This is a genomic window from Nocardiopsis rhodophaea (assembly GCF_039530945.1).
Lineage (GTDB): Bacteria > Actinomycetota > Actinomycetes > Streptosporangiales > Streptosporangiaceae > Nocardiopsis_C > Nocardiopsis_C rhodophaea.
Map to the genome: position 1 here is coordinate 1 of NZ_BAAAPC010000007.1, position 11,890 is coordinate 11,890.

At 69.3% G+C, this 11,890-nt stretch carries 9 protein-coding genes and 1 rRNA gene; 3 read left to right on the forward strand and 7 right to left on the reverse strand.

The window, feature by feature from the left end; translation table 11 throughout:
• Positions 1-110 (reverse strand): 16S ribosomal RNA (locus ABD259_RS09260); the annotation flags it as partial.
• Between the two features lie 552 nt (positions 111-662).
• On the reverse strand, positions 663-3,008 hold the full coding sequence (locus ABD259_RS09265; protein WP_344161522.1) for a UvrD-helicase domain-containing protein: 2,346 nt from the start codon (positions 3,006-3,008) through the stop codon (positions 663-665).
• A gap of 268 nt (positions 3,009-3,276) precedes the next feature.
• Between ABD259_RS09265 and ABD259_RS09270 the strand changes: the two genes are divergently transcribed.
• Positions 3,277-4,212 carry a nucleoside hydrolase gene (locus ABD259_RS09270; protein WP_344100293.1) on the forward strand — a complete coding sequence of 312 codons (936 nt, stop codon included), beginning with the start codon at positions 3,277-3,279 and terminating at the stop codon, positions 4,210-4,212.
• Between the two features lie 115 nt (positions 4,213-4,327).
• Here ABD259_RS09270 and ABD259_RS09275 read toward each other — a convergent pair whose 3' ends face one another.
• Both ABD259_RS09275 and ABD259_RS09280 read right to left on the reverse strand, forming a co-directional pair.
• Entirely contained in the window at positions 4,328-4,999 is a 672-nt protein-coding gene (locus ABD259_RS09275) for a response regulator (protein ID WP_344100295.1), read from the reverse strand.
• Positions 5,000-5,083: 84 nt separating this feature from the next.
• Positions 5,084-6,310: an ATP-binding protein gene (locus ABD259_RS09280; protein ID WP_344100297.1), complete on the reverse strand. Its 1,227-nt coding sequence runs from the start codon at positions 6,308-6,310 to the stop codon at positions 5,084-5,086.
• 279 nt (positions 6,311-6,589) lie between these two features.
• Here ABD259_RS09280 and ABD259_RS09285 point away from each other — a divergent pair, with 279 nt between their 5' ends.
• Both ABD259_RS09285 and ABD259_RS09290 read left to right on the forward strand, forming a co-directional pair.
• Positions 6,590-7,990, forward strand: coding sequence for a PspC domain-containing protein (locus ABD259_RS09285; protein WP_344161525.1), 1,401 nt, complete (start codon positions 6,590-6,592; stop codon positions 7,988-7,990).
• Positions 7,977-8,195, forward strand: a complete 219-nt coding sequence (locus tag ABD259_RS09290; protein ID WP_344100301.1) for a hypothetical protein — start codon at positions 7,977-7,979, stop codon at positions 8,193-8,195. Before ABD259_RS09285 ends, ABD259_RS09290 begins: the two co-directional genes overlap by 14 nt.
• 125 nt (positions 8,196-8,320) lie before the next feature.
• On the opposite strand, the gene guaA is transcribed toward ABD259_RS09290, so the two are convergent.
• The 3 genes from guaA to ABD259_RS09305 all read right to left on the reverse strand — a co-directional run bounded on the left by guaA (position 8,321) and on the right by ABD259_RS09305 (position 11,771).
• A complete protein-coding gene (guaA, locus tag ABD259_RS09295; protein WP_344161529.1) occupies positions 8,321-9,907 on the reverse strand; it encodes a glutamine-hydrolyzing GMP synthase in 1,587 nt (528 codons plus the stop codon).
• Between the two features lie 171 nt (positions 9,908-10,078).
• The gene (locus tag ABD259_RS09300) at positions 10,079-11,203 is read right to left on the reverse strand and encodes a PP2C family protein-serine/threonine phosphatase (RefSeq protein WP_344161532.1); all 1,125 of its coding nucleotides are present in this window, start codon (positions 11,201-11,203) and stop codon (positions 10,079-10,081) included.
• A complete protein-coding gene (locus ABD259_RS09305) occupies positions 11,190-11,771 on the reverse strand; it encodes a methanogen output domain 1-containing protein (protein WP_344161535.1) in 582 nt (193 codons plus the stop codon). The genes ABD259_RS09300 and ABD259_RS09305 overlap by 14 nt, the downstream gene beginning before the upstream one ends.
• Positions 11,772-11,890: the final 119 nt, after the last annotated feature.

Below are 11,890 nucleotides of genomic sequence, written 5' to 3' on the forward strand. Positions count from 1 at the left end.
ACTCACCCGTTCGCCGCTCGTGTACCCCCGAAGGGGCCTTACCGCTCGACTTGCATGTGTTAAGCACGCCGCCAGCGTTCGTCCTGAGCCAGGATCAAACTCTCCATCAAAGGCCAAACACCCAACCCCACCCAGCGGGTGCGGCGGGTAAACCTGGAAGAGCAAACCCTGACCGACCGGGAACCCCGGTCAATCAAAGGAACCCCGAGCACCCCGCAACCCCCAAGGGTTCCGTGTGCTCACAAGGGGCCAAAACAAACTTGGCTGAAAGAAAAACAAACACGCGCTGTTGAGTTCTCAAGAAACAACCGCTCATCCCATACAAACCAACCCGGCCATCAGCCCGGTCCGGCTCTTCTGCAGAGGCGGTGCGTTCCGCTAAGTTATTGGGATTTTCCCACTCGGATCTTATCAGAAGACCCGGAGTGAGGCCAACCCTTGGATCTTACTCCCGAATTCGTCCCAGTCAAGAACTGCGGCGTTTCCCGGAGTGATTCCACTCTAGCGTGTCGGTCCGAGTGCTCGGACCAGTCCGTCAGAGTGGGGAGAACCGGCTCGCCCACGGGCTGGGCCCGTGTTCGGTTCGCTCGGTGCTCCCCAAGACTACAAGCCTTGCGACGGTGCTCTGGACGGTTTCACTGAGTTGTGAGCAACCGTCCAGGTCACAGCTTCTCGATCGGTGCGAACTTCACGAGGAAGTCCTTCTCCCCGATGTCCGCGCCGAAGTCGATGCGGGCCTTGGTCTTGTCCCCGACACCATCGACGAGCTGCACCGTCCCTAGGCCGAAGGAGTCGTGGTTCACCTTGTCACCGGGACTCAGCGTCGGCACGTTCTTCGCTGCCTTCCGCGAGGACGGCTCGCTGCGAAGACGTGTCGTTGGTGCGCTCGCCCCGAACGACGATTCGGCGCGCCGCCACTCGACGAGTTCCTTCGGGATCTCATCGATGAACCGCGACGGGGGGTTGTACGACGGGGTGCCCCAAGCGCTCCGTACCGCCGAACGGCTCAGGTACAGGCGCTTTTGGGCACGGGTGATCCCCACGTACGCCAGTCGCCGCTCCTCCTCCAGTTCGGCCTTCTCCCCCAGCGTGCGCATGTGCGGGAAGACGCCGTCCTCCATACCGGTGAGGAACACGACGGGGAACTCTAGGCCCTTGGCCGAGTGCAGGGTCATCAGTGTGACGACGCCACCGTGTTCGTCCGTGTCCGGGATCTGATCGGTGTCGGCCACGAGGGAGATCTGCTCCAGGAAGTCCACCAGCGTTGGCTCCGGGACGGATTCCTTACGGGACGGTTCCTCCTCACCGTCCGCGTGCTGCGGTCGCTCCGCGGGTTCTGTGCCCTGTGCCGCCGCATCGTCCGCTTCCTCCAGCTCGTCGTCCTCTGGGTAGAGCGACCCGGTGAACGACGCTTCGAATTCGCGGGCCACTCCCACGAACTCCTCAAGGTTCTCCACCCGGCTCTCGTCCTGGATGTCCTTGGAGTTGGTGAGCTCCGACAGGTACCCCGTTCGCTGTAGCACCGCCTCGACGATTTCCGCCGGGGAACTGTCGGGAACCAGGCCCTCCAGCTCCTCCAGCAGCGCCACGAACTCGCGGATGGCCTTCAGCGAGCGCGTGGCCAGCCCGGGCGCCTCCTCTGCCCTGCGCAGGGCCCGCGAGAACGAGATCCGCTCGCGCGCCGCGAAGAGCTCGATGGTCTCCTCTGCGCGGTCGCCGATCCCCCGCTTGGGAACGTTCAGGATCCGGCGCAGGCTGACGGTGTCCTCCGGGTTAGCCAGTACCCGCAGGTAGGCGAGGATGTCCCGGATCTCCTTGCGCTCGTAGAAGCGCACGGCGCCGACGATCTTGTACGGGAGGCCGGTCCGGATGAACACGTCCTCGAATACACGCGACTGCGCGTTGGTCCGGTAGAAGACCGCGACCTCGCCGGGGTTGCACGCGCCCTCGTCGGTGAGACGGTCGATCTCGCCGACGACGAACGAGGCCTCGTCGTGCTCGTTGTCGGCCACATAACCCGTGATCGACGGTCCGATGCCCTGCTCCGACCACAGCTTCTTGACCGGGCGCCCCGGGTTCCGGTCGATGAGCGCGTTGGCCGCGTTCAGGATGTTCTGTGTGGAGCGGTAGTTCTGCTCCAGCAGGATCGTGCGCGCCTCGGGATAGTCGCGCTCGAACTCCAGGATGTTGCGGATGGTCGCGCCACGGAACGCGTAGATCGACTGGTCGGCGTCACCCACCACGCACAGCTCGGACTGCGGCACGACAGCGTCCGCACCGCCCTCGCCCACCAGCAGGCGCACCAGCTCATACTGGGCGTGGTTGGTGTCCTGGTACTCGTCGACGAGTACGTGCCGGAACCGCCGCCGGTAGTGCTCAGCGACCTCCGGGAACATCTGCAGCAGGTTGACCGTGAGCATGATCAGGTCGTCGAAGTCCATGGCGCCGGCTTCGTGCAGCCGCCGCTGGTAGAGCGTGTAGGCCTCCGCGAGCTTCTTTTCCTGCTCGGTCTGTGCCTGCTCGGTGAAGGTGTCGTAGTCGATGAGCTCGTTCTTGAGGTTCGACACCTGCGCGGAGAACGACTTGGGCGGGAACCGCTTGGGGTCGAGGTCCATCTCCTTGCAGACCAGCTGCATGAGCCGTTTGGAGTCGGCCGCGTCGTAGATCGTGAAGCTGCTCGGGTACCCCAAGCGCCCGGCCTCGCGGCGGAGGATGCGCACACACGCGGAGTGGAACGTCATGATCCACATGGCGTTGGCGACGCGCCCGCCCAGGAGGTCCTCGATGCGCTCCCTCATCTCGGCGGCGGCCTTGTTGGTGAAGGTGATCGCGAGGACCTCGCCCGGGCGCACGCCCCGCTCGGCCAATAGGTAGGCGATGCGGTGGGTGAGCACCCGGGTCTTGCCGGACCCGGCGCCGGCCACGATCAGGAGCGGACCGCCGGAGTGTGTCACGGCGTCGCGCTGAGGAACGTTCAGACCTTCGAGAAGCTGCTCTTGGGAGGACACATGACCAAGACTACGAGCCTTCGCGAGGGGACATCTCCCTCTCCCGGCCCATCCCCCGCATCGTCGGCGATCCCTGCGGGGGAGCTGCGGTCTGATGTGGGATAAGGAGGTGCGATAAGGAGGTGGGAATGGAGGCGAGGAGGCCGGCGCTGTGCGCGGCGCTGAGGGACGGACCACGGACGGCGCTGACGAGTGACGGTCCGGCGCACTTACCCTGGATAGGCACTTCAGTGATCATCTTGAACAGATAAGACAACGTGGGGGAAACGTGCGGGTCTTTGTCGATTGCGACCCTGGTATCGACGACGCGCTGGCGCTGGCCTACCTGACCGCGCGGCCCAATGTGGAGATCGTCGGCATCGGCGCGGTGTTCGGTAACAACAGCGTCGACGTCACCACCGACAACGCGCTGCGGCTGATGGAGCTCTACGGTCGCTCCGGTGTCCCGGTGGCGCGCGGTGCGTCGCGGCCGCTGGTCCAGCCGCCGCATCTCGCCGAGTTGGTGCACGGCGCCAACGGCCTCGGGGACGTCGAGACCCCCGCTCCCGCGAGCGCTCCGGTTGAGGAGTCCGCCGCCGAGCTGCTGGTCCGGCTGGCGCGTTCGGCTCCCGGCGAGATCGACGTGCTGGCGGTCGGCCCGCTGACCAACCTTGCGGTGGCGCTGTCCCTGGAGCCGGAGCTGCCGAAGCTGGTCCGCCGGGTGGTGGTCATGGGCGGCGCGGTGCGGGCACCGGGCAACGTGACCCCGTGGGCCGAAGCCAACACATCCAACGACCCCGAGGCGGCTGAGGTGGTGTTCGCCGCCGGCTTCGACCTGACGCTGGTCGCGCTGGACATCACCATGAAGACCGTGGCCACCGGCGCGTGGCTGGACGAGCTGAAGACGGTCGAGGGCGAGCGCGCGCAGACGACCTCGGCGTTCTTGGACTTCTATGTCGGCTGGTACAGCAACGTCTTCGGGGTCCGCCAGTGTGCGATGCACGACCCGCTGGCCGCCGCGATTCTGCTCGACCCGGAGATCGTGACCACGTCCGTCGACGTACCGATCCGGGTGGAGCTGAAGGGCGAGCACACCCGCGGGTTGACCATCGCGGACATGCGCCCGGACGCCGCCAGCCACGCCGATGACCGTCCGAAGATCACGCTGGTCCAGGAGGTCGACGGCGAGGCGTTCCTCAAGCGGATGATGGACGCGCTGCGCTGATGGCCCCATGACCCATCGCGTGGCGATCCACCCGCGGTGAGGGGCGTGGCTTTGTGTGGACCCTCGAACGGCGGTGCCGGTCACGGCGCCGCCGTTGTCGCGTCCGCCCGAGGGGTCAGACCAGCTTGCGCGCCGTCGCCCAGCGGCTCAGCTCGTGGCGGTTGGACAGCTGGAGCTTGCGCAGCACCGAGGACACGTGGGTCTCCACCGTCTTCACCGAGATGAAGAGTTCCTTGGCCACTTCCTTGTAAGCGTAGCCGCGCGCGATGAGCCGCAGGACCTCGCGTTCGCGCTGGGTGAGCCGGTCGAGCTCGGGGTCCATTGGCGGTGCGTCGGTGGCCGCGAAAGCGTCCAGCACGAATCCGGCCAGGCGCGGGGAGAACACCGCGTCGCCGTCGGCGACCCGGACGATGGCGTTGGCGAGTTCCTTGCCGGAGATCGTCTTGGTCACGTACCCGCGTGCACCGCCGCGAACGACGCCGATCACGTCCTCGGCGGCGTCGGACACCGACAGCGCCAGGAACCGGATGTCGGGGTGCGAGCCGAGGACCTGCCGGAGCACCTCCACCCCGCCGCCTCCGGGCAGGTGGACATCGAGCAGGACGAGGTCGGGCCGCTGCTCACCGATGACACGCACGGCGCTGTCGACGTCCCCGGCCTCTCCGACGACCTCGACGGCGTCCCCGAGCTCCCCGCGGACGCCGCTGCGGAAGAGCCGGTGGTCGTCCACGATCACGACGCGCGGGACCGCGGCGCCGCTGGCAAAAGTGCTCTTGTCGTCTCCCACATGTCGGACTCTACCCAGAGCGTCCCCCTCAATGGGCATTCCTCGGGCGGAGGGGCCGACAGCGGCCAGCTGCCCGCCGCCCTCCTAGTCGGTCTCGGAGGCGCGCGGGACGCGCAGCTGCACCTCGGTTCCCTCGCCGGGGGCGGTGCGGATGCGGGCGCTGCCGCCGTGCCGCTCCATGCGCCCGACGATCGAGCCGCGCACGCCCATGCGGTCCTCGGGGATGGCGTCGAGGTCGAACCCCGCCCCCCGGTCGCGCACGAAGATCAGCACCTCGTCCGGGTCAACCTCGCCGAACACCGAGATGGAGTCGGCCCCGGCGTACTTGGAGGCGTTGACCATGGCTTCGCGGGCCGCGCGCAACGCGGCCTGGATGTTGTCGTCGATCTCGCAGTCACCGACGCACACCACCTCGATCGGCACCCCGTGGACCTCTTCGACCTCGGCCGCCACCCGTTCCAAGGCCGGGGTCACGGTGGCCTCGGCGTCGGCCGGCCGCTGGTAGAGCCAACTGCGCAGCGCCCGCTCCTGGACGCGGGCAAGGCGCTGCACCTCGCGCGGGTCGTCGGCGCGGCGTTGGATGAGGGTCAGGGTGTGCAGCACGGAATCGTGGATGTGCGCGGCCAGCTCGGCCCGTTCCTGGTTGCGGATGCGCTCGCGGCGTTCGCGGTCGCGTTCGCGCACCAGGCCGATGATCCACGGTGCCGCGATGAGCGAGATTCCGGCGAGCATGGTGATGGCGAACGTCAGCCCGGCGCGCGCGTCCTGCAGCTGCTGCTGGAATCCGAGGAAGCCGATGACACCGATGATGACGAGCAGCACGCCCAGCCCGCTGCGCACCCAGCTCTTCCGGCTGTGCAGAACGGTGGCCGACATCCACTCGTCGCGTACCGCCGGGTTGGCCTGCTGCCAGAGGATCGCGGCGCCGAGGGCCCCGAAGACGAGGAACCACAGCAGTGGGTCGAAGACGCCCCCGAAGATGAGGAACAGCACGCCCAAACCGCTGGCGAGGGCGAGGTAGGCCAGCAGCTGGCTGACGTCGCGCCCCTTCTGGCGCGCGCGTTCGTGTGTAGCCTTGCCCGGGCCGTCGCCCGCGTCCGCCGCCTCGGACACGGGTTCCAGCGGGACGAAGAAGAACAGGACCAGGTAGACGGCGATACCGATGCCGCCGATGCCCAGCGCGATGAAGGCGAGCCGCGTCACGGCGGGGTCGATACCGAGGTGCCGGGCGAGGCCCGCCGCGACGCCCCCGGCCAGCCGCCCGTCGCGGACCCGGTACAGCCGCGGGATCTCGGTCGCCGTCTCCGTCACTGTCGCGGTGTCCTCGTCTTCATCGTCGTCATCGTCTGGGTCGCCATGCCCGTCTTCGGCGGTGGTCGGTTGGTACCGGGCGATGGTTCCGGGTGTGCTCTACGTGTGCTCCGCGTGTCCTCAGTTCCAGGATGCCCCTTTCCCGGCTCTCCGGCATCAGGGGCCCGCCCCCACCCGCTCCGGAGGGGTTCAGGGTGTGGTCAGGGTCCTCCCCGATGGGAATCTGTGCACGTAACCGGCGACGATGGAGGGTGTGAGGGAGACGCGTGGTGACCGACCATGAGTGACGGGCGAGGTCCGACGAACGACGCCGGGGACCCGGCGCGGGCCGCCGGCGACTCCGCGTTCGCACCCGAGGAGCGGGAGCTGCGCCGCCACAGCGAGACCGGTGTCGTCACGGGGGTGTGCGCCGGGCTCGGCGAGTACACGCGGGTCGACCCGGTGGTCTGGCGGGTCGCGTTCTCGCTGACCGCGTTGAGCGGCCTGGTCGGCGTGCTGCTCTACATCCTGGCGTGGTTGGTGATGCGGGACCAGCAGGGCGGTCCCGCCATGGCCGAGCAGCTGCTGAACCGGCGGATCTGCGCGCGGGCGGTCCCGGCCCTGCTCGGCGCGGGGCTGGCGGTGGCGACCGCGCTCAGCCTCGTCGGCGGGTTCGGCTGGGGCACTCTGGTCCTGGCCACGCCCCTCATCCTGGGCGTTCTGGTGGCCCACAACCGCGGGGTCGATCTTCGCCGGGCCTACCGTGAGCTGCCATCCCTGCTTCGATCGGGGGAGCCGCCGCCGAGCGCTCCGGCCCCCGCTCCCGCACCCGCCTACTACAACCCGGCTCAGCCGTGGGCGCAGGCGCCGAGCGGACCGATCGACCTGGCGGTGGTCGCCGGGCGGAAGTCCGGGCAGCCCGAGCCGGGCGAGAACGATGGGGGCGGCCGTTCGGGTTGCGCGTCGGAGGCGCGCGAGCGGCACCGAGAGGCGCGCCGACGCCGGCGGGAGGCGCGCGAGCGTCGTCGGGAGGCCCTCGGGCATGGGGGCGTGCGCCTGTACACCCTCGTCTTCTGGATCCTCCTCGTGGCTACCGGCCTGACGCTCATGCTCACCGGGGGGTCCCCGTTGTCGGCCCTGGTGGGGCCCGAGACCGGTCCCGTCTATCTGGGAAGCGTCGTCGTGATCATCGGCTTGGCCCTCCTCGTGGGCGCCTGGGTCGGCGACCCGCGCGGGCTGATGGCACTGGGGCTCGTGGGGACGCTGCTCCTCGTGGCCGTGTCGACGGTGGACGTGACGTCGCTGCGGTTCGGGGCCGCGGAGTGGCGGCCGCAGACCGCGGCCGAGGCGGAGCACCCATTCGGCCTCACCCTCGGCGGGGCGTCGCTCGACCTGACAGGGCTCGATCTGGAGCCGGGTCAGCGCGTGGAGGTCTCCGCGAGCGTGGCGGCCGGGGAACTGGACGTGGCGGTCCCGGACACGGCGCGGGTGGACGTGCACGCTACCTCGAAACTCGGCAGGATCTCCGTGGACAACACGCAGCGCGCCGGGACCCGGTTGGACGTGCGCACGACGCTGGAGCCGTCGGCCGCGGAGGCGCGGGCGCCCGAGGGGAAGGAGGCGTCCGGCGAACCGCCCAGGGTGGTCCTGCACCTGGCGTCCTACGTGGCCGATGTGGAGGTGTGGCGTGCGACGCCGTAAGACTGATTGGGGCTCGCTGATCGCCGGGCTGCTGTTCGTGGGCCTGGGGGTCGCCTTTGTGGTGGGCCACCAGACGGATTGGGGGTTCGACCCGATCTGGGTGCTGCCGATTCTCACCATCGGCCTCGGGGTCGCCGGGCTCGCCCGTGCGCTATCGCGGCCCGGCGAGCCGGGCGAGGCGCGCGACGACCGCGCGGACACCTAGCCGGGGGCGCTGCCGGGAGCAAAATACGGGAGCACAGTACGGGGGAACAGCAGGGGGCGAACGACGACGGCCCCGGCGGGCGATGCTGCCCGTCCGGGGCCGTGCGGCGGTCAGGCGACCGCCGACTACTCCCACTCGATGGTGCCCGGCGGCTTGCTGGTGACGTCCAGGGTGACGCGGTTGATCTCCCGTACCTCGTTGGTGATGCGGTTGGAGATCGTGGCGAGCACGTCGTAGGGAAGCCGCGACCAGTCGGCGGTCATGGCGTCCTCACTGCTCACCGGGCGCAGCACCACAGGGTGGCCGTAGGTGCGGCCATCGCCCTGCACGCCCACCGAGCGCACGTTGGCGAGCAGCACGACGGGGCACTGCCAGATGTCGCGGTCCAGCCCCGCGCGGGTCAGCTCCTGGCGGGCGATGGCGTCGGCCTCGCGCAGCACGTCCAAGCGCTCGCGGGTGACCTCGCCGATGATCCGGATGCCCAGGCCGGGGCCGGGGAACGGCTGCCGCCACACCATCTCGGAGGGCAGGCCCAGCTCCTCGCCGACGCGCCGCACCTCGTCCTTGAACAGCTCGCGCAGCGGCTCGACCAGCGTGAACTGGAGGTCCTCGGGCAGCCCGCCGACATTGTGGTGCGACTTGATGTTGGCGGTGCCCGTCCCGCCGCCGGACTCGACCACGTCGGGGTAGAGCGTCCCCTGGACCAGGAACTCGACCTCGTCCCCGGCGGCTCCGCCTTCGGCGACGACCTCGCGGGCCGCCTGTTCGAAGACGCGGATGAACTCGCGCCCGATGATCTTGCGCTTCTCCTCCGGGTCGCTCACCCCCGCGAGCGCCGACAGGAAGCGCTCCTGGGCGTCGACGACCTTGAGGGAGACACCGGTCGCGGCCACGAAGTCCTTTTCGACCTGTTCGGCCTCGCCCTTGCGCAGCAGGCCGTGGTCGACGAAGACGCAGGTGAGCTGGTTTCCCACGGCGCGCTGGACGAGGGCGCCCGCGACGGCGGAGTCGACGCCGCCGCTCAGCCCGCAGATGACGCGCTTGGTGCCGACCTGGGCGCGGATCCGTTCGACCTGCTCGTCGACGATGTTCACCATCGTCCAGGTGGGGCGGCATCCGGCGCCTTCGTAGAGGAAGTGGCGCAGGACGGCCTGGCCGTGCTCGCTGTGCATGACCTCGGGGTGGAACTGCACACCGTAGAGCCCGCGCTCGGGGTTCTCGAATGCGGCGACGGGCGCGCCCGGGGTGGTGCCGGTGGCGCGGAATCCGTCGGGGGCCTTGCTCACGGAGTCGCCGTGCGACATCCACACCTGCTGTACGGCGGGCAGGCCGTCGAACAGCACGGTGTCGGTGCCGACCTCGATCTCGGTGCGGCCGAACTCACTGAGTCCGGTCTCTTCGACGGTGCCGCCCAGCGCCTGGGTCATCGCCTGGAAGCCGTAGCAGATGCCGAAGGTCGGCACGCCGGTCTCGAACAGCTCGACCGGTGCCTGCGGGGCACCCTCGGCGTAAACGGACGAGGGACCGCCGGAGAGGATGATGGCCTTGGGGTTCTTGGCGAGCATCTCCTCGACCGGCATGGTCGAGGGCACGATCTCGCTGTAGACGTGGCATTCGCGGACCCGTCGGGCGATCAGCTGTGCGTATTGCGCGCCGAAATCCACGACGAGAACGGTGTCGAACGTGCTATCGGAAGCACCGGCAAGGGACACGTAACGGCCTTCCCGCAGGTAGATATGGATTACGTCCAGTCTAAGGCGCCGCGCGGACCGGGTGGCGAGTCAGCGGGCGGGGTGTGCGTCACGGCGGATCCGTGATGTCCGCAATCCAGTAGTCAATCCAGTAGTCGGGCGGGAACGTGGGGCGGTGCTGCGCGCCCGCCCCTAAAACCCGGCGACGAGCACGGCGCGGTCGTCGGCGTGGCCGGTACCGGAGGACCACTCCATGATCGCGGAGCACGCCTCCGCGGGCCCGGCGTCGCTGAGACCGCCGAGGAGATCGGCGAGTTTCCCCAGGCCGATGTCGAGAGACTCGCCGCGTCGCTCGACCACCCCGTCGGTGTAGAGGACGAGCAGGTCGCCGGGGCCGACCGCGGTCTGGTCGCGGTTGCGTCGGGCGCCCAGCGAGCAGCCCAGAGGCGGGTCGACGACCGCGTCGAGCGGCGCGCAGCGCCCGTCGGCACGCAGCAGCAGCGGCGGGACGTGCCCGGCGTTGGCGTAGGTGAGGAGGCCCTCCTCCGGTTCGTAGACGAGGTAGCAGGCCGTGGCCATGCTGGTGGGGAGGTAGGTGTCGACGTAGTGGTCCACGCGGGACACAACGTGGTCGGCGCCGGCCCCTTCCTCCAGTGCGGCGGCGCGCAGCACGCTGCGGAGCTCCGCCATGATCATGGCCTCGGACAGCCGGTGCCCGGCGACGTCGCCAATGGCCAGGGCGACGCGCTCGGTGTGGGGCACGCCGAAGACGTCGTACCAGTCGCCGCCGACCTCGGCCCCGAAGACGGTGGGGCGGTAATCCACCGCGACCTTCAACGGCGTGCCGTCGATGCGGTCCGGAAGAAAGCTGCGCTGCACTTCGGCGGCGACTTCCTGCTCGCGTTCCAGGCGGGCGCGGAGGTGCCGTTCGCGCTCGGTCAGGACCGACCGGCGCGGGAGGTTCCCGCCGTGCGGCGAAGGCACGAGGCGGACCTGCACCACGGGCTCATCAGCGGCGTCGGCCACCCAGGCGGCCCGCGCACCCAAGCAGTGGCAGTGCCGGGATCCGCCGTCGGCGTCGCGCAGGGCGAGGGCGCCGACGAGCGGGGCGCCGCACCGGGCCCAGCGCCATAGCGTCTCGGCGGTGTCGTCGGCGTCGTCGGTGGTCAGGTCGTAGAGGTTCGAGCCGGTACCGGCCCCGGGGAAGGTGTGGTGCATGGCGGCGTTGGCCCCGAGGATTGTTCCGGAGATGCTCACGAGCAGCATCGGTTCGCTCACGGTGCGGGTGATCGCACCGAACAGCTCACCCGCGCTCACGGCTGTCTTCGGTGTCGCCGCGAACGGACGGTGGCAGGGTGCGGGGAAGCCCGGCGCATTCGCCGTAGTACTCATGGCCGGGCGCTTGGTCGGCGCCCGGGCCCGGGCGCAGGTGGATCACCACCGTGCAGCGCGGGTGGCGGCGCGCGATGGTCTCGGCCAGGTCGACCTTGGCATAACCGGGATAGCGCGCCGTGAGGTGGCCGGACACACTGGGCGTCATCATGCGCGGCGCCTCGTTGCCCCGGACCGGAGCGCCGAAGGGGCAGGCCCTGTTGGCGAGGACGGTGCGGTGCTCGTTGTCGGAAATGATGGAGAAGTCCCCCTGGATTCGCCGATAGAGGTCGACCAGTAGCTCCGCTATCTGGCGGCGGTCGAGGTTCCCCAGATCCAGCTCCCTTGTGTAGAGGTGGCCGAGCGCATCCCCCATGCGCTGTCCCGCCAGAGCGACGTAGCCAGACGCTTCTTCGAGTCCGACGACGGCTTCCAGCAAGGCACCGAGTCCGGTGAGGAGGCGGCGCATGAAGTCGTCTCGTTCCAGCGAGACAGCGGCATCTATTACTCGCAATAGTGCCTCCGTAAAACCCGTACGGGCCGCGTCCGCCGCGTGCGTGGGGAGCTGAGCGGTGGCGGCGCGGTCTCCGTACACGGAACGTTACGCCGGGACGGGAAGGGCACGCAGGGCTT

Bases quoted from the DNA above. Each gene is read 5' to 3' on its own strand.
- ABD259_RS09285 (WP_344161525.1), top strand. From the start codon at position 6,590: ATGAGTGACGGGCGAGGTCCGACGAACGACGCCGGGGACCCGGCGCGG.